This is a genomic window from Paractinoplanes hotanensis (genome assembly GCF_023717965.1).
Taxonomy (GTDB): Bacteria; Actinomycetota; Actinomycetes; order Mycobacteriales; family Micromonosporaceae; genus Actinoplanes; species Actinoplanes polyasparticus.
In genome coordinates this window covers 102640-120023 of sequence record NZ_JAMQOL010000058.1, presented here as the reverse complement: position 1 = coordinate 120023, position 17384 = coordinate 102640, and the positions used below count along the sequence as shown (strand labels likewise).

Sequence of the window (17384 nt, the reverse complement as noted above, 5' to 3'; positions counted from 1 at the left end):
GCTATGTCCTTCTTGCTGAGCATGTTCGCGGACAGCCCGTCACCAGTTACGTACCGAACTTCTGCCTACGCGCTTAGAGGTGCGGGGCGACCTCGGACGCCACGAGCTCGATGTGGTCGACGTCGCTCAGGTCGAGGACCTGGAGGAACAGGCGGGTGGCGCCGGCCTCGGCGTACGCCCTGATGGTCTCGACGGCCTGGGCGGGTGTGCCGACGATGCCGCCGTTCTCGCGCATCTCGTCGGCCTCGCGGCCGATGGCGGCGGCCCGGCGGCGCACCTCGGCGTCGTCGCGGCCCACGCAGAGCACGGCTGCGGCGGAGAACGTCGGGAGGGACTTGCGGCCGATCGCGGCTGAGGCGGCGCGTACCCGCTCGTACGCGGGGGCCACGTCTTCGAGCTTGGCGAACGGGACGTTGAACTCGTCGGCGAAGCGGGCGGCCAGGGCGGGCGTCCGCTTCTTGCCATGGCCGCCGACGATGACCGGCGGACGCGGCGACTGGGCCGGCTTGGGGAGCGCCGGCGAGTCGTTGAGCTGGTAGAACTTGCCCTGGAAGTCGTAGGTGTGGCCGGGCGGCGTGGCCCACAGGCCGGTGATGATCTCGAGCTGCTCCTCGAGGCGGTCGAAGCGCTCGCCCAGGGGCGGGAACGGGATGCCGTACGCAGTGTGCTCGGCCTCGAACCAGCCGCCACCCAGGCCGAACTCGATGCGGCCGCCGCTGATCTGGTCGGCTTGAGCGACCGCGATGGCCAGCGGGCCGGGCAGCCGGAAGGTCGCCGACGTGACCAGCGTGCCGAGCCGGATGCGGGAGGTCTGCACGGCCAGCGCGGCCAGGGTCAGCCAGGCGTCGCTGGGGCCGGGCAGCCCGTCACCGCCCATCGTGCGGAAGTGGTCGGAGCGGAAGAAGCCGTCGTAGCCGCTGGCCTCGGCGGCCTGCGCGAGTCGGCGCAGGTCGTCGTGGGTAGCCCCCTGCTGGGGCTCGGTGAAGATCACGAGACGCATGTCCCAACCCTGCCAGAATGCGAGCGGCGCGCCTCGCGGAACCTGCCACACACGATCCGTAGCAAGGCAGTAACGTTTCTCACCATGGCCGGGTATGAATGGATCAGCCTCACTACCGATTACGGAACGTTCGACGGCTTCGTCGCGGCGTGTCACGGATCGATCGCCAAAGTCGCGCCCCAGGTACGCGTCATCGACGTCACGCACCACGTGCCGCCGGCCGATGTGGCCCGCGGCGCCGCCGTGCTGGCGCAGACCGCGCCGCACCTGCCGCCGAGCGTGCACGTCGCCGTGGTGGACCCCGGGGTGGGCACTGCCCGCCGCGGCATCGTCCTCGCCACCCCGAACGGCCTGCTCGTGGGGCCCGACAACGGCGTCCTGATCTGGGCCGCCGAGGCTCTCGGGGGCATCGACGCGGCCCACGAGCTCACCGTGAAGGAGGCCGTGTCGAGCACGTTCCACGGCCGTGACGTCTTCGCCCCGGCCGCCGCGCGGCTCGCCGCCGGCGCTTCGCTGTCCGACGCCGGCCCCCAGATCGAGCCGGACTCCCTCGTCCGCCTGCCCGACCCGGTCGTCACGGTGGGCGACGGCTGGCTCGAGGCGGAAGTACTCACCGTCGACCGGTTCGGCAACGTGCAGCTGGCCGCGAGCGGCGAGATGCTGCGCGGACTGGGTGCCGACCTAGTGATCAACGGCACGGTCAGCGCCCACCGCGCCGCGACCTTCGCCGACGTGGGCCAGGGCGACCTGCTGGTCTTCGAGGACTCGGCCGGCCACGTGGCGATCGCCGTCAACAACGGCCGCGCCGTCGTTGTGCTGTCCGTGACGCCGGGCGACATCGTGAAGCTGGCCGTCCGGCAGTGATGCGATGAGGGGCAACAAGATGAGGGGCAACAAGCAGAGAAGGAACGTCGGAGGTCAGCCGACGAGACGGATTCGGTCGCGGGCCGCGGCGTAGGTCCTGGCTCCGAGGAGCCGCCACAGCATCCGAGCCGGCCACGGCAGCTCGGCGAGGAAGCGTGCCTTCTCGGTCGGCGTCGCCTCCTCGAGGATCGCCCCGAGGAAGACCAGCGCCATCCGGCCCGGCGGGATCGACTCCTTGCCACGGTCACCGACCGCCCGCCACTCGGCCGGCGTGAGGTGCTGCTCGATGATCGGCAGGATCTCGCGCTCCTCGTCGGCCAGGTGCTCGTCCAGCGCCACCGCGGCCTGGGCGATCACCTCGGCCAGGGCGTCGCGGTCCTCGACCTCGGCCGATGCCCGCCAGCGCGGCAGGAGCACGTCGATCCGGGCCAGCGGCTCATGCAGCCGCTCGTGCTGGGCCTCCATCCGGTGGATCAGCTCGGTGTGCATCCGGGCCCGGTCGAGCAGCAGCGGCCAGACCAGCTCGTCCTCGGCCGTGTGATGGTGGTGCAGCCCGGATGCCACGTTGGCCAGGTGCTGACCGAGCACCTCGGCGCGGTCAGCGTCCCCGGGCGAGACGGCCCGGACCAGCGCGGGCATGATGCGGAATTCGCGTCGGAAGACCCGGTGGACCACCAGCATGTCCCAGGTGTCGGCGCGTTCGGCGATGTGCGTAGTCGTCATGACCGCACGCTCGCACGGTCGGCTTGCAGACTGCCTGCAAGCCGCCTGCACTCCTATGCTGAGTGCCGTGTTGATCGGCAAGGTGCTCGGGCCCACCGAGATCGAGGTGGACGGCGCCGTGGCCGATCTCGGCGGACCGTTGCCGCGGCGGCTCGTCGCCACGCTGCTCGCCGCCGAGGGCCGGCCGGTCACCGAGGACGCTCTGGCCGAGGCGATCTGGGGCGACGAGGCGCCCGGGCGGCCGGGCAATTCCCTTCAGGCGTACGTCTCCCGCCTGCGCCGCGCCCTGGGCCGGCCCGCCCTGGCCCGGGCCGGCGACGGTTACCGGCTCACGGTCGACGACACCGACGCCGCCCGGTTCGCGGCCGACGTGCACCGCGGCCGGCAGCTGCTCGACGGGGAACAGCCCGGCGACGCGTTGCGGCTGTTCGACGCCGCCCTGGGACGGTGGCGCGGGGAGGCGTACGCGGACTTGCCCGGCACCCCCGCCCGCACCCGTCTCGACGAGCTGCGGGCCGTGGCCGTGGAAGAACGCCTCGCCGCCCGGCTGGCCGGAGGTGACGCCCCGGGCGCGGCGGGCGAGCTGGAGGCGGCGACCCGGGCCGAGCCCTACCGGGAACGCCGCTGGGAACTGCTGATCCTGGCCCTCTACCGCAGCGGGCGGCAGGCCGAGGCGCTGGCCGCGCTGCGCCGCGTCCGCGACCGGCTGGCCGACGACCTCGGCATCGACCCCGGCCCGGCGCTGCAGGATCTGGAACGCCGGGTGCTGGCTCAGGACCCGGGACTGCTACTGCCGTCGCGCCCGGCGCCGGCCGTACGCCCGCTCTCGCACTTCTTCGGCCGCGCCGCCGAGCTGACCGAGCTGACCGAGATGTCGGGCGCGAGCCGGCTGCTCACCCTGGTCGGGCCGGGCGGCGCCGGCAAGACCCGGTTGGCGGTCGAGTACGCGGCCGGTCAGAACCCGTGGTTCGTGCGGCTCGCCGACGTCACCGACCCCACGCTGGTGCCGGCGGCTGTGGCCGCCGCGATGGGCGTACGGGGATCGAGCGTCGAGGTCCTCGCGGCGGCTCTCGGCGACGGCAGCGGCCTGCTGCTGCTCGACAACTGTGAACACGTCGTGGTGGCCGCGGCCGAGCTGGCCTTCGGACTGCTCACCCGCTGCCCCGCGCTGAGTGTGCTGGCCACCAGCCGGGAACCGCTGGGGGTGGACGGCGAGCGGCTGCTTCCGGTGGCGCCGCTGCCCGCCGCCGACGCGATCGCCCTGCTCACCGACCGGATAGCCACGGTCCGGCCGGGCTGGCGGCCCAGCGCGGCCGAGTCCGAGACGCTGGCCGGTCTCGCGGCTGCCCTCGACGGCATCCCGCTCGCGTTGGAACTGGCGGCGGCCCGGGCCCGCGTGCTCGGGCTGAGCGAACTGCTCGGGATGCTGCGCGACCGGTTCCCGCAGCTCGGTCCGGTGCCGCGCGGCGCCCTCGCCCCGCACGGGACGCTGGAGGCCACGGTCGCCTGGAGCGTCGACCTGCTCGGCGAGCCGGACCGGGCGTTGCTGCTGGGCCTGTGGCCGTACGAGGGTGGATTTCCGCTTTCGGCCGTCGACGACGACCTGGACGGACTTTCGGCGCTGGTGGCCCGCTCGGTGGTGGTGGCCGACACGACCGTGTCGCCGGCCCGCTATCGCCTGCTCGAGATCGTGCGGGCGTACTGCCGCCAGCACGACCCCGACCCGGTGGGCAGCCAGGAGCGGCACGCGGCGTGGGTCCGCGGGCTGGTCGAGCACCACGCGCCCCTGCTCCGCGGCGAACATTCGGCCCACTCCATCCGTACGCTCAACCGGGAACTCCTCAACCTGCGCGCCGGGATCCGGCACGACCTCGGGACGCGGCCGGCGACGGCGTTGCGCACCGCCGGGCTGCTGCAGTGGTTCTGGTTCCGGGGCGGGCTGGTCACAGAAGGTCTGCCACTGCTGCGGGGTGGCCTGGCCGCCGCCCCGGAGGCGCCGCCCACCGACCGGGCCCGCGCCCACCTCAGCGCCGCGTTGCTGCGCTACATGACCGGCGACCTCGGCGCGACGACCGACCTCTACGCCGGGCTGCAGATCCTCGGCGAGCACTCGGACCAGGAGGGCAAGATCCTGGCTGCGCAGGGCTCCTACTACGAATCTCTGTACTGGACGTTCCGCGGTGACTTCGACCGCGGTGTCGAGCCGGCGCGGCGCTCGTTGGCACTGGCGCGGCGCATCGGCGAGGAGTGGATCGTGCCCGCCGCCACGGCGTCGCTGGGTGCCGCTCTGGCCGGCGCGGGCCGGCTGGCCGAGGGCCGACGGGTGCTCGCCGAGGCCGGGGCGGCGGCGGTCGCGCTGCGCCAGACCTGGACGGCCGCGATGAGCGATCTGCTGCTGGCCCGTGCCCTGCTCGACGGCACCGAGCCCGCGCCGGGCGACACCACGACGGCGCCGCCTCACGAGGACCCGCGGGCAGCGAGCACACAACCGGAAGGCTCCCAGCCAGAGGGCACGCGGTTCGTCGCCGCGCTGCGAGGCGCCGAGTCGGAAGACGTGCTGCCCACAGGCCCCGCGCCGTTGAGTACGGGGCGGTCAGAAGACGTGCTGCCGGCAGGCCCCGCACCGTTGAGAACCGGGCTGGTGGAAGACGTGCTGCCCGCAGGCCCCGCACCGCTGAGTGCTGGGCTGGTGGAAGCAAGCCCGGAGCACGCTCTCGTGGTGCTACGGCGGGCGCTGACCGGATTCGCCGAGGAGGACGATGTCGGCAACGTGCTGGGTGGGCTGCATACCGCGTCCTACGCTCTCGCCCGTACGGGAAACAAGCGCGACGCCGCCGGCCTGCTGATGGCCGTCAGGCGCTTCGCCGCCCGGCGAGGCCTCGACCCCGACGCCGCCGACCCGGTCCGCACCGCGGCGCTGGCCACGCTTCTGACCGCGGCCGACCTCGCAGCGGCCGACAGCATCGACGAAGCGACCATGATGTCGTTTCTCGGCCCCGCGCCGGGGCAGGATTGAGGCATGCCCGAGGGCGACACCGTCTGGAACACCGCGCGCGTGCTGGAGAAGGCCCTCCAGGGCGACGTGCTGAACGGCTCCGACTTCCGTGTGCCGCAGCTGGCCACGTCCGACCTCAGCGGCTGGACCGTCGCCGAATCGGCCAGTCGCGGCAAGCACCTGCTGCTGCGCCTGACCCGGGACGGCGAGAAGCCGCTCACCCTGCACTCGCACCTGCGTATGGAGGGCGCGTGGCGGGCGTACGCCCCGGGGGAACGCTGGACTGCCCGCCCGGCCCACCTGATCCGGGTCGTGCTGCGCACCCGTCGCTCGGTCGCCGTCGGCTACCACCTGCACGAGGTCGCGCTCTATCCGACGGCCGAGGAGGATCAGCACCTCGGCCATCTCGGCCCCGACCTGCTGGGCGCCGACTGGGACGCCGACGAGGCCACGCGGCGCATCGCCGAGCAGCCGGAGCGGACCATCGCCGAGGCCCTGCTCGACCAGCGCAACCTGGCCGGCGTGGGCAACCTCTACAAGGCCGAGACGCTCTTCCTGCGAGGGCTGTGGCCGTGGACGCCGGTGTCGCTGGTCGCCGACCTGCCGGGCACCGTGCGACTGGCCCAGAAACTGGTGGCGTCCAATCGTGGGCGCTGGACCCAGACGACGACCGGCTCGCTGCGACGCGGGCAGACGAGCTATGTGTACGGTCGTCGCGCGCAGCCCTGCCGCCGATGCGGCGCCGCGATCCAGAAGGACGAGAATGGCGAACGGATCACCTATTGGTGCCCGCGCTGCCAGCCCCGCCCGCGGGAGGTTTAGGCCGGGCGTTTCAGTTCGGAAAGGCCCTCGGCGATGCCGCGGAGCTTGTCGGTGGCGTCGACCAGGCTCGCGAAGGCCGGGTGCTTGCCCTCGGTCACCGGGTGGCCGTCCTCGGCGACGTAGCTCGCGGCCGCCGCGACCAGTCGCTCGTAGGCGTCGACGCCCTCGGTGAACTGCTCGGCCAGCAGGCTGTGCGACTCGGCGAGGCCGGCGCGCTGCTCGGGCGGGCTGAGCGGCAGGGCCCGTTCGACGCTGGCCACCCGCTGGCCGAGGTCGCGCAACCATTCCTCGGCCACCGCGGCCTCGAGCACAGCGCCCTCGCCGGAACCGGTGAGCCGACCGGACAGAGCGGTCAAAGTGGACGAAGCCACGTCGAGCCTGTCCCACGCCTGGGTGATCGCCGAGCCGCGCAGGGCATAGCGGTTCTTCTGCCGGCGCACCTCATTGATCATCGTGCGGCCGGCCGGGAAGCGCTCGAGCGCCGCGGTCAGCTTGGCGCCGGCGAGCGCGGGCGGGGGTGGCGGCGGCGCGGGCAGGGCGGCCAGCTCGCGGTGGTCGCTGAAACGCCACCAGGCCAGCGCGATCGAAGCGCCGGCCGAGCCGGCCCAGATCGCGTCGGCCCAGCCGATGCCCTGATAGGGGGTGAGGACGGCGGTGGCCGCGGCCAGTCCGCCTCCCAGCACGCTCCACCGTCGCGCCGCGCTGCGCAGACGCTTGAGCCGCCGGAAGTACCTGGTCCGCTCGTCCACCGTCGTCCCTCCCCTGGTTGTGCGAAGTGCGTCAGCCGGCGGCCGTCGTGTCGCCGCGCTTCTGATTCATGCTGGCGCGGATCTCGTCGAGCCGCGCCACGCTGGCCGGGTCGGAGGCCGGAGCCGAGGACTGCTCGACCGCGGGCTGCGTGGGCGCGGCGCCGAGCTTGTCGCCCGCCATGCTGGCGCGGATCTGCTCGAGCCGGGACGAACCGGCGAGATCGAGACTCGACTTCTGCACCTCGAGCATGCGGCCCTCGACCGAGTTGGACGCCAGCTCGGCGCGACCCATCGCGTTCGCGTAGCGCTGTTCGATCTTGTCGCGGACCTCGTCGAGCGACGGCGTGTTGCCGGGCGCGGCGAGCGACGACATCGACTCGAGCGACTTGGCCACGGTCTCCTGCATCTTGGCCTGCTCGAGCTGGCTCAGCAGACGCGACCGCTCGGCGATGCGCTGCTGGAGCACCATGGCGTTGTTCTCGACCGCCTTGCGGGCCTGGCCCGCGGCGGAGAGCGCCTGGTCGTGCAGCGTCTTGAGGTCTTCCATCGACTGCTCGCCGGAGACCAGCTGGGTGGCGAGCGTCGTGGCGGTGCCCTCGTACTTCTGGGCCTCGGCCTCGTCGCCGCCGGCCCGCGCCCGGTCGGCCAGGACGAGCGCCTGCCGGGCCATGCCCTGCAGCTTCTCGACCTCTTCCATCTGGCGGGACAGCTTCATCTCGAGCTGGCGCTGGTTGCCGATGACCGCCGCGGCCTGCTGAACGAGACCTTGGTGCTGACGCTGCGCGTCCTCGATGGCCTGCTGGATCTGAACCTTCGGGTCGGCGTATTCATCGATCTTCGCGCCGAAGAGCGCCATCATGTATCGCCAGCCCTTGACGAACGGGTTCGCCATTTCGCGGTATCCCCTCAATGTCGCTCTATCGGGTCCGCCACCGACGCAGATCGAGGAGCTGTCGCGATGGCGAGTCACCAGGTGTGTTCTGCCATCGTGTCAGCTCGACGCCACCGGCGTCACGTGACCTCGGGGGGATCTCAGGGTGACCCCCACGGTTTGAGGTTACGCGCTCTCCCGGCTCGGGGTCGATCCCGAGGGACCCACCCCGATGAGTCTCAGCAACCCCACAGATATCGAAAACGAAACGGGCCGGACCTGCTCGCGGAGAGCAGGCCCGGCCCGGGCGAAATCATCGCTTTTATGCGGCGTAAACGACATCGCGATGGGGTTTGCGAGTCGCGTGCAGGGTCGCCTTGAGTGGGGACTCACGGCGGACCGAGACGGAAACGTCCCCATCGACCGGCTTGGACTGCGACTTGACCGCATCGGCGTCGACCGGGACTAATACGCCTTCCATGCCCTCGGCGAGCGACAGCGTGCTGCTGACCTCACCCAGGAGTTCGGAAAGGCGGGCGCCGAGAGCGTCACAGATGGCGGCCAGCAATTCGCTGGACGCTTCTTTCTGACCGCGCTCGATCTCCGACAGGTAACCCAGGCTGACATTCGCGGCGGTGGACACCTCGCGCAGCGTGCGGTGCTGCCCCTGCCGGCGCGCCCTCAGTGCGTCGCCGATAACCCGGCGTAGCAGGACCATGGCACCTCCTCCTGCGGCGGGGCCGCCGGCACGCGCCGGAGGCTTCCCGCAACCGTACCCGCTGCCGGCCAGACCGACATACCGCCCCGCCGAATTCCGGGGCAGCCCGACAACGGGGCTCTTCCGTAACGACTCTGGTCACTGGGACATTCCCCAGCTCAGACCGGTGCTGGAGCGCCCTGAAGACAGTCTGCGAGCAGGAATAGCGCCCTCGTCACACTTTCGGTGCGGATGGCCGCACGATTTCCGTCGAGGCGCAGCTCGCGCACCTGGGTGCCGGACGCGCCGGCCACCGCCACGTAGACCAGGCCGACCGGTTTGCCGTCCTGCGGCTCGGGCCCGGCCACGCCGGTCGTCGCCACGCCCCAGTCGGCGCCGCAGCGTTCGCGGGCGCCTTCGGCCAGTGCCCCGGCCACGTCGGGATCGACCGGGCCGCGCTCGTCGAGCAGGGCCTGCGGCACCCCGGCCAGGATGTGCTTGAGCTCGGTGGCATAGACGACCAGCCCGCCCCGGTAGACCGCGCTCACCCCCGGGATCTCGACCACGGTCGCGGCCACCAGGCCCCCGGTCAGCGATTCGGCGGTGGCAAAGGTCTCGTGCCGGTCGATCAGGCGGTGCACGGCCGCGGCGGCGGCGATATCAGGACCCACCCCGAGGAATTTACCCGTCCGTGCGGGCCGCGCGACGGGCGTCCCGCCGTAAACGCAGCGCCTCGATCACATAGTCCACACCGGTCACGACCGTCACGATCGTCGCCGCGCCCATCAGCACCACGCCGACGATGTCGAACGGCTCGGGGACGGGCCACAGGTACCAGGCGATGGCGGCGATCTGGAGCACCGTCTTGAGCTTGCCGCCGCGGCTGGCCGGGATGATGCCGTACCGGATCACCCAGAACCGCAGGGCGGTGATTCCCCACTCGCGTACGAGAATGAGCGCCGTGACCCACCACGGCAACCGGTCGTAGATCGAGAGGAGCACCAGCGCCGTGCCGGTCAGCGCCTTGTCGGCGATCGGGTCGGCCACCTTGCCGAACGAGGTGACCAGCGACCAGCGCCGGGCGATCCAGCCGTCGACGAAGTCGGTCGCCGAGGCCACGCAGAACACCAGGCAGGTCAGGATGCGCGCACCCGTGCCGGTGAGCTGGGACGAGACCACGAGGCCGAGGAACACCGGGACCAGCACGATCCGCACCACGGTCAGGACGTTCGCCGCGTTGTAGGGCGACACCGTCCGGGGCGCGGTCACCGGGACCGGCTCGTCGGTCACCGCGGGGACACCGGCGCCGCTGAGATCATCTCGACCGGCACGGCGACCAGGTCGACACCCTCGGTGGCGGTGACCCGGGCCCGCACGAAGTCGCCGGGGCGCAGGGCGGCGAGGTCGGCGCCCGCCTCGCCCGGCACGAGCATCGTGGAACCGTCGACCTCGGGCGCCTGGTGCTCGGCGCGGCCCTCGACCTCGCCGCCCTCGACCGTGTCGACCAGCACCTCGACGATCGAGCCGAGCCGCTCCTCGGCGCGCTGGGTGCACAGCTCGTCGGCGAGCGTGACGATCCGGTCGTACCGGCGCTTGATGGTGTCTTCCTTGACCTTCTTGTCGAGCCCGGCCGCCTCGGTGCCGTCCTCGTCGCTGTAGTCGAAGACGCCGATCGCGTCGAGCCTGGCCTCGGACAGGAAACGCACCAGCTCGTCGACGTCGTGCCGGGTCTCGCCGGGGAAGCCGACGATGAAGTTGCTGCGGGCGCCGGCCGCGGGGGCCAGCTCGCGGGCCGACGCGAGCAGATCGAGGAACCGGTCGGTGGAGCCGAAACGCCGCATCCGGCGCAGCACCGGCTCGCTCGAGTGCTGGAACGAGAGGTCGAAGTAGGGCGCGACGCCCGGGGTGGTGGCGATCGCCTCGACCAGGCCGGGCCGGGTCTCGGCCGGCTGCAGGTAGCTGGCCCGCACCCGCACGATGCCGTCGACGGCGGCCAGCTGGGGCAGCAGCTTCTCGAGCGCCCTGGGGTCACCCAGATCTTTCCCGTACGAGGTGCTGTTCTCACTCACCAGCACGAGCTCACGGACGCCGGACCGGGCCAGCCATTCCGCCTCGGCCAGCAGTTCCTGCGGGTCGCGCGAGACGAAGGCGCCGCGGAAGGCCGGGATGGCGCAGAACGCGCACTTGCGGTCGCAGCCGCTGGCCAGCTTGAGGCTCGCGACCGGGCCGTTGTCGAGCCGGCGGCGCAGCACCGGGCGCAGGTGGGCCGGGGTGTGCTCGTCGACCGTGGCGTGACCGGGCACGACGACCTTGGCCGACTGGCGCTGCACGGGCGTGATGGGCAGCAGCTCGCGGCGGTCGCGCGGAGTGTGTGCGTCGAAGCGCTCGCCGGCCAGAACGCCGTCGAGCCGGGCCGCGATGTCGGTGTAGTCGTCGAAACCGAGCACGGCCTGGGCCTCGGGCAGGCTCTCGGCGAGCTCGCGGCCGTAGCGCTCGGCCATGCAGCCGGCCGCGACGACCTTGGCCCCGGTGTCGGCCGCGGCGAGCAGCGTCTCGATCGAGTCCTGCTTTGCCTTTTCGACGAAGCCGCACGTGTTCACCAGCACCACGTCGGCCCCGGAGGCGTCGGTGCTCACCTGCCATCCGCCCGCGTCGAGGCGGGCGGCCAGCTCTTCCGAGTCGACCTCGTTGCGGGCGCAGCCGAGGGTGAGAAGGGCGACACGGCGGGGGGAAGGAGTTACCGACACCCGACCAGGTTAGCCGGGTTCCGGACCCCACTGTTCCGCGCACTGATCCGCCGGGCTGTCCGGCCCGTATCCCTGGGCGCCATGCAGACTCTGAAGAAGCCCACGCCGCATGCCGAAGCCCTGCTCATCGCCGCGCTGGTCGTGATCGCGATCCTCGTGCGCTGGGTGGGCTTCCGCGAGAAGACCACCGACATGAGCATCTTCTTCTCGTGGTACCACCAGCTCGGGCGGATCGGCGGTTGGCGCAGCCTCGGCGCCGACGTCGGCAACTACAACGCGCCGTTCCTCTACCTCCTGGCGTTCTCTCACCTGCTGCCCGGGCCGCTCATCCTCAAGATCAAGGCGATCTGGGTCGTCTTCGACGTCGTGCTGGCCTTCTTCGCCTACCGGATCGTCGCGCTGCGGTGGCCGGGCAGCCGCATCGCGACGGCCACGGCGCTGATCGTGGTGCTGTTGCCGACCGTTGTGCTGAACGCCTCGTTCTGGGGCCAGATCGACGCGATGTGGGCCGCGCCGGCCCTGGGCGGGCTCTATTTCCTGCTGCGGGACAAACCCTGGTGGGGTGTCGCGCTGTGCGGCGTCGCGGTCGCCATGAAGCCGCAGGGAATCTTCATCCTGCCGCTTCTGCTGCTCCTCGCCCTGGGCGGCAAGATTCCCTGGCGTACGTTGCTGGCCGCGCCCGCCGCCTATCTGGCGCTCGACATTCCCGCGATCGTGTTCGGCCGCGACCCGATCGAGCTGCTGACGATCTACAGCATGAATCGGCAGGCCGTGAACGTGCCCGAGCTGAGCCTGCGCGCCCCCAACGTGTTCGCCCTGATGCCCGGTGGCCCCCGCGAGGACACACTGCGCACCCTCGGCTACCTGTTCGCGGCGGCGGTCGTGATCGCGGTGATCTACGTGCTGATCGCGCGGGCGGTCGAGCTGACCCGGGAGCGGATCGTGCTGGCGGCCGCGCTGTTCTCGATTCTCATGCCATTCCTGCTGCCCGGCATGCACGAGCGCTACTTCTTCCTGGCCGACGTGCTCACCGTCGTGCTGGTGATGTTCCGCCCGCGCCTCTGGTACGTCCCGCTGCTGGTCCAGGCGGCCTCGCTCCTCAGCTACCAGCCGTACCTGTTCGGCCGCGTCGTCGCCGTGCTACCCACCATCGCCGCCCTGCTGATGCTGGCCGCCCTGATCATCGTCGCCCACCAGTTGCTGCGGGATGCCTTCCGAAAAGACCCGCTGGAGGAAGAGCTGGAGTGGCTCACTCGTCCACTCGGAGAGACGACAGCGCCTCTTCCAGTTCGTCGGGCTTGACCAGCACGTCGCGGGCCTTGCTGCCCTCGGACGGGCCGACGATGCCGCGGGTCTCCATCAGGTCCATCAGGCGGCCCGCCTTGGCGAAGCCCACCCGCAGCTTGCGCTGGAGCATCGACGTCGAGCCGAACTGACTGGTCACGACCAGCTCGATGGCCTGGATCAGCACCTCGAGGTCGTCGCCGACCTCCTCGTCGATCTGCTTCTTCTTGCTCTGCGGGACCTCGGTGACGTCCTCGCGGAACTCCGGCTCGCGCTGGTCCTTGCAGAACTTGACGACCGCCGCGATCTCTTTCTCGTCGACCCAGGCGCCCTGGATGCGCACCGGCTTCGAGGCGCCCATCGGCAGGAACAGCCCGTCACCGCGGCCGAGCAGCTTCTCGGCGCCCGGCTGGTCGAGGATGACCCGGCTGTCGGCCAGCGAGGAGGTCGCGAAGGCGAGCCGGGACGGCACGTTCGCCTTGATCAGGCCGGTCACCACGTCGACCGAGGGGCGCTGGGTGGCCAGCACCAGGTGGATGCCGGCGGCCCGGGCCAGCTGGGTGATGCGGACGACCGAGTCCTCCACGTCGCGCGGCGCCACCATCATCAGGTCGGCCAGCTCGTCGATGATGACCAGCAGGTACGGGTACGGCTTCATGACGCGCTCGCTGCCGGGCGGCGCGGTGATCTCGCCGCTGCGGACCTTGCGGTTGAAGTCGTCGAGGTGGCGCACGCCGTTGGCCGCGAGGTCGTCGTAGCGCATGTCCATCTCGCGGACGACCCACTCGAGCGCGTCGGCGGCCTTCTTCGGATTCGTGATGATCGGCGTGACGAGGTGCGGGATTCCCTCGTACGCGGTCATCTCGACCCGCTTGGGGTCGACCAGCAGCAGGCGGACCTCGTCGGGGGTGGCCCGGGTCAGCAGCGACACCAGCAGCGAGTTCAGGCACGAGCTCTTGCCGGCGCCGGTCGCGCCGGCGATCAGGATGTGCGGCATCTTGGCCAGGTTGGCCACCACGAAGCCGCCCTCGATGTCCTTGCCCAGCGCGACCAGCATCGGGTGGTGGTCGGCGGTGGAGGCCCGCGAGCGCAGCACGTCGCCCAGCGCGACGTTCTCGGGGTCGGTGTTGGGGATCTCGACGCCGACCGCGCTCTTGCCCGGGATCGGGCTCAGGATGCGGACGTCGGGCGACTTCACCGCGTACGCGATGTTGCGCGACAGCTGGGTGATGCGCTCGACCTTGGTGCCGGGACCGATCTCGACCTCGTAGCGGGTGACCGTCGGCCCGCGGGTGAAGCCGGTGACCTCGGCGTCGACGTTGAACTGGTCGAACACCCCGGACAGGGCGGCCATGATCTCGTCGTTGGCCCGGCTGCGCGACTTCGGCGGCGAGCCCTGGCCGAGCAGCGAGGGCGGCGGCAGGCGGTAGTCGCCCGGCACCGAGCTGATCTCGAGCTGCTCGGCCCGGGTGGGCAGCGGCTCCGAGTGGTCGGGCGGGGCCGGCGTCGGCTTCTTGCGGCTGGCCGGCACCTTGGGCACGGCCACCGTGTCGTGCACGAGGAAGTCGTCCTCGTCGGCGGCCGGCTCGTCGGGGGCCAGGCCGATGTCGGCCAGCGAGCCCTGCCGGCGACGCGACGGGCGGCGCTTCTTGACCGGCTCCTCGGCGTCCTCGTCGTCCTCGGGCAGCTCGGGGGTGGGCAGCGGGGCGCGCTCGGTCGACCGGCCGAGCAACACGTCGACCAGCAGCAGCACCCGCTCGGGGATCTTGTTGATCGGCGTGGCCGTGATCACCAGGAAGCCGAAGACGAAGAGGAGCACCAGCAGCGGCACCGCCACCCAGGCTGTCACCGCCCGCTCGAGCAGCGCGCCGAAGGCGTACCCGAGCAGGCCGCCCGCCCTCTCCATCGCGGCGCCGTCGTCGGGGCGCTGCGAGACGTGCAGCAGCGCGGCGGTGGCGATGACGATCGCCGTCCAGCCGACCAGCGTGCGACCGCGGTGCTCCGGGTCGGCCGGCTTGCGCATCAGGCGTACGGCGCCGTAGAGCAGCAGCAGCGGGAGCAGCACGGCGAGGCCGCCGAGGAACAGGTGGGTCGAGTCGGCCAGCCACTTGCCGACCGGCCCGGCGCTGCCGAACCACACCGCCACCCCGACCAGGATGGCCAGGCCGAGCAGCAGCAGACCGGCGCCGTCGCGGCGGTGTTCGGGATCGATCTCTTTGGCTGTGGCGGCCTGCCGGCCGACGCCGCGGGCAGCCCAGCCGACGCTGTGGGCCAGGCCCATCCACAGTGCGCCCAGACCGCGGCCGACGCCGGTAGCCACCGCCGAACCCATGGAAGGCCGCGCACGGGCCGCCGAGCGGGGTCGCGTCGCTTTGCGCGGCGGAGTCTTGCGGGCGGGCTGGCGTGCCGGTTGACGGGCACGGTTGGTAGCGGCGCCGCGCGTCGTGGACGCGGCGCGGCCCCGGCTCGCCGGAGAGGTGCGGCCCGCCATGGTCACACCGTAACGCCGCGATGCTCATGAATCCGGTAGGCGCACCGACCTACTATCGGCGGGTGCAGGCCTTCACCAAGGAAATGATCACCGACGCGCTCGACGCGCGCGACTTCAAGTACTTCGAGGACGCCGAGGGGGACATCGGCGGCAACTTCCAGGGCAACCTCATCTACTTCTTCCGCATCGGGCAGCAGCAGGAAGTGCTCCAGGTGCGCACGATGGTGCAACACATGTTCGGGATGGACGACGTCGCCCGGCTCTACGAGTTCTGCAACTCGTGGAACCACGACCAGCTCTTTCCCAAGGCGTACGTCCACGTCAACGACGACGGGACGGTGCTCGTGGTGGGCGAGGTCATCGCCGACTGGGAGCGGGGCGTCACGCCCGAGCAGCTCGACCAGGTGATGATCGCCGCGATCGCGACCAGCGTCCAGCTGTCCAACGAGGTGCTGGAACTGCGCCAGCTCGGTTGAGACGCAGACGCGACGATGCCGGGGAGCCATGAGCTCCCCGGCATCGTCAGATGCGCTGTCGCCACCGAGGCAGGGATGGTGGCGGGGCGCGTCAGGGGGTGCTGAACCCCAGGTTGTACGCGCCGGCGCCGGAGGTGGCGACGACGACGTACCGGTAGGTGCCGGAGCGGCCGTTGAAGGTCAGCTCCTTGTCGCCGGCGCCGGTGTCGCTGGCGACCGTGCGGAAACCGCGGTCGGTGAGCCGCTGCAGGAAGAGGTCGAAGTCGGCCCCCTCGGCGGCGGTGAGGCACGCGGTCTGGACGCCGGCGTTCGACCGGAACGCGGCGCCGTCGGGCTGGGCCTGGGCGGTGCGGGCGCGGGGCAGGGTGCCGTCACGCTGCACGGCCTGGTCGGCGCAGGCGCCGGCCGACTCGGCCGGGGGCTGTGCGTCCTCGGCCGGCGGCTGGGCCGCGCCGCCACCGCTGGTCACCAGCGTCAGGTCCTCGGCCGCGAGGATCTCGTTGACCGGCTGGAAGAACGTCTCGCCGCCGACCGTGCAGTCGCCCGAGCCGCCCGAGGTGAGGCCCTGGGCCTGGTCGCCGCTGAGCCACGGACCACCCGAGTCGCCACCCTCGGCGCAGACATCGGTGCGGGTCAGACCGGTGACCGGGCCCTCGGGGTAGACCACCGTCTGGTTCTTGGCCAGGATCGTGCCGCAGAAGGTGCCGGTGGTGGAGCCGGAACGGCAGACCGCCGCGCCCACGGGCGCCTCGGTGTTGCCGGCCACCGGAAGCTCGTTGCCCTCGAAGTCGTTGACCACCGGGCGCGGGTCCCATTCGCCGTTGACCTCGACGAAGCCCATGTCGGCGTCGCCCGGGAAGGTCGACGCGCGTACGGTGCCCTGGGCCTGCTGGTTGAAGCCGGTCGTGGTCGCGCCGACGCCGCCGCAGTGCCCGGCCGTGACGAAACCGCCCTCGACCGAGAACCCGATCGAGCAGCGCGCCGTGCCGCCGTCGACCCGGATGAAGTACGGGTCGGCGCCGCGCACGTCGAACAGCGGCTTGGGAGTGGCCGAACTGGTGACGACCGACACGGCGTCACCGGCCACGCCGGCCGTGCGAGCCAGCCTCTTGGCCGTCGACACCTTGCCCGGCTTGGCCACCACGACCAGCTTGTTGGTCTTGACGTCGACGTACCAGCCGCTGACACCGGACGCCTCGGAGCGGACCGCGTCCACCTTCTCCTTGGCCGTCACCAACGCCTGCTCACTGCGCTCGACCAGCACCGGCTCGGCGCCCGCGGCCCGGACCGCCTTCTCGGCGGCGGGGTCGGTCACGGCGATCTTGAGGGTGTTGCCGTCGGTGGCCAGCCAGGCGCCACCGAAGTCGGCGCCGGTCTGTGCGGACAGCCGGGCGCTCACGGCGCTGGCCCACTTCGCCCGCTGCAACCGGGCCGTGGCCTGATCGCCGTCCAGCCCGAGGTCGCGCTTCATTGCCGCCAGGATCTGCGGCGAAACGCCACCGGCCTTGGGCTTGGCAGTCGTGCTCGACGGCGTGGTGCCGGCCATGGAAGGCAGGGTGAACGCCACCGCCGCACCCGCCGCCGCCACGACCGCCGCCGCCACGGCGATCCGTCTGCGCTGCATCTTTCGGTACTCCCCTCGACACGGGTGCCGTGGGGGCGGCA

At 71.7% G+C, this 17384-nt stretch carries 15 protein-coding genes; 5 read left to right on the top strand and 10 right to left on the bottom strand.

The window, feature by feature from the left end; all coding sequences use genetic code 11:
* Window positions 1-73: 73 nt before the first annotated feature.
* The gene (locus LXN57_RS38145; protein WP_251803082.1) at window positions 74-1000 is read right to left on the bottom strand and encodes an LLM class F420-dependent oxidoreductase; all 927 of its coding nucleotides are present in this window, start codon (window positions 998-1000) and stop codon (window positions 74-76) included.
* Between the two features lie 84 nt (window positions 1001-1084).
* Between LXN57_RS38145 and LXN57_RS38140 the strand changes: the two genes are divergently transcribed.
* The gene (locus LXN57_RS38140; protein ID WP_251803081.1) at window positions 1085-1864 is read left to right on the top strand and encodes an SAM hydrolase/SAM-dependent halogenase family protein; all 780 of its coding nucleotides are present in this window, start codon (window positions 1085-1087) and stop codon (window positions 1862-1864) included.
* A 54-nt stretch (window positions 1865-1918) separates the two neighbouring features.
* On the opposite strand, the gene LXN57_RS38135 is transcribed toward LXN57_RS38140, so the two are convergent.
* Window positions 1919-2587: a hemerythrin domain-containing protein gene (locus tag LXN57_RS38135; RefSeq protein ID WP_251803080.1), complete on the bottom strand. Its 669-nt coding sequence runs from the start codon at window positions 2585-2587 to the stop codon at window positions 1919-1921.
* A 67-nt stretch (window positions 2588-2654) separates the two neighbouring features.
* On the opposite strand from LXN57_RS38135, the gene LXN57_RS38130 reads away from it, so the two are divergent.
* Both LXN57_RS38130 and LXN57_RS38125 read left to right on the top strand, forming a co-directional pair.
* Entirely contained in the window at window positions 2655-5603 is a 2949-nt protein-coding gene (locus tag LXN57_RS38130) for an AfsR/SARP family transcriptional regulator (RefSeq protein ID WP_251803079.1), read from the top strand.
* A gap of 3 nt (window positions 5604-5606) precedes the next feature.
* Window positions 5607-6404 carry a DNA-formamidopyrimidine glycosylase family protein gene (locus LXN57_RS38125; RefSeq protein ID WP_251803078.1) on the top strand — a complete coding sequence of 266 codons (798 nt, stop codon included), beginning with the start codon at window positions 5607-5609 and terminating at the stop codon, window positions 6402-6404.
* Here LXN57_RS38125 and pspM read toward each other — a convergent pair.
* From pspM to rimO, 6 genes are all read right to left on the bottom strand, one after another.
* Window positions 6401-7153 (bottom strand): phage shock envelope stress response protein PspM, encoded by a 753-nt coding sequence (gene pspM / locus LXN57_RS38120; RefSeq protein WP_251803077.1) that lies wholly within the window; start codon window positions 7151-7153, stop codon window positions 6401-6403. The two genes, LXN57_RS38125 and pspM, sit on opposite strands and share 4 nt — an antisense overlap.
* A 31-nt stretch (window positions 7154-7184) precedes the next feature.
* On the bottom strand, window positions 7185-8045 hold the full coding sequence (locus LXN57_RS38115) for a PspA/IM30 family protein (RefSeq protein WP_251803076.1): 861 nt from the start codon (window positions 8043-8045) through the stop codon (window positions 7185-7187).
* Between the two features lie 301 nt (window positions 8046-8346).
* Window positions 8347-8742, bottom strand: a complete 396-nt coding sequence (locus LXN57_RS38110) for a helix-turn-helix domain-containing protein (RefSeq protein WP_251803075.1) — start codon at window positions 8740-8742, stop codon at window positions 8347-8349.
* A 158-nt stretch (window positions 8743-8900) separates the two neighbouring features.
* Window positions 8901-9392, bottom strand: a complete 492-nt coding sequence (locus tag LXN57_RS38105; RefSeq protein ID WP_251803074.1) for a CinA family protein — start codon at window positions 9390-9392, stop codon at window positions 8901-8903.
* 10 nt (window positions 9393-9402) lie between these two features.
* Entirely contained in the window at window positions 9403-10011 is a 609-nt protein-coding gene (pgsA, locus tag LXN57_RS38100; RefSeq protein WP_251803073.1) for a CDP-diacylglycerol--glycerol-3-phosphate 3-phosphatidyltransferase, read from the bottom strand.
* A complete protein-coding gene (gene rimO / locus LXN57_RS38095) occupies window positions 10008-11468 on the bottom strand; it encodes a 30S ribosomal protein S12 methylthiotransferase RimO (RefSeq protein ID WP_251803072.1) in 1461 nt (486 codons plus the stop codon). The genes pgsA and rimO overlap by 4 nt, the downstream gene beginning before the upstream one ends.
* An 81-nt stretch (window positions 11469-11549) precedes the next feature.
* On the opposite strand from rimO, the gene LXN57_RS38090 reads away from it, so the two are divergent.
* Window positions 11550-12770 (top strand): glycosyltransferase 87 family protein, encoded by a 1221-nt coding sequence (locus LXN57_RS38090; RefSeq protein WP_251803071.1) that lies wholly within the window; start codon window positions 11550-11552, stop codon window positions 12768-12770.
* Here LXN57_RS38090 and LXN57_RS38085 read toward each other — a convergent pair.
* Window positions 12718-15243 (bottom strand): DNA translocase FtsK 4TM domain-containing protein, encoded by a 2526-nt coding sequence (locus tag LXN57_RS38085; RefSeq protein ID WP_251803070.1) that lies wholly within the window; start codon window positions 15241-15243, stop codon window positions 12718-12720. The genes LXN57_RS38090 and LXN57_RS38085 overlap by 53 nt on opposite strands.
* A gap of 62 nt (window positions 15244-15305) precedes the next feature.
* Between LXN57_RS38085 and LXN57_RS38080 the strand changes: the two genes are divergently transcribed.
* On the top strand, window positions 15306-15719 hold the full coding sequence (locus LXN57_RS38080; protein ID WP_251803069.1) for a YbjN domain-containing protein: 414 nt from the start codon (window positions 15306-15308) through the stop codon (window positions 15717-15719).
* 91 nt (window positions 15720-15810) lie between these two features.
* Here LXN57_RS38080 and LXN57_RS38075 read toward each other — a convergent pair whose 3' ends face one another.
* Complete coding sequence (locus LXN57_RS38075; protein WP_251803068.1) at window positions 15811-17343, bottom strand: S1 family peptidase; 1533 nt, start codon at window positions 17341-17343, stop codon at window positions 15811-15813.
* Between the last annotated feature and the right edge of the window lie 41 nt (window positions 17344-17384).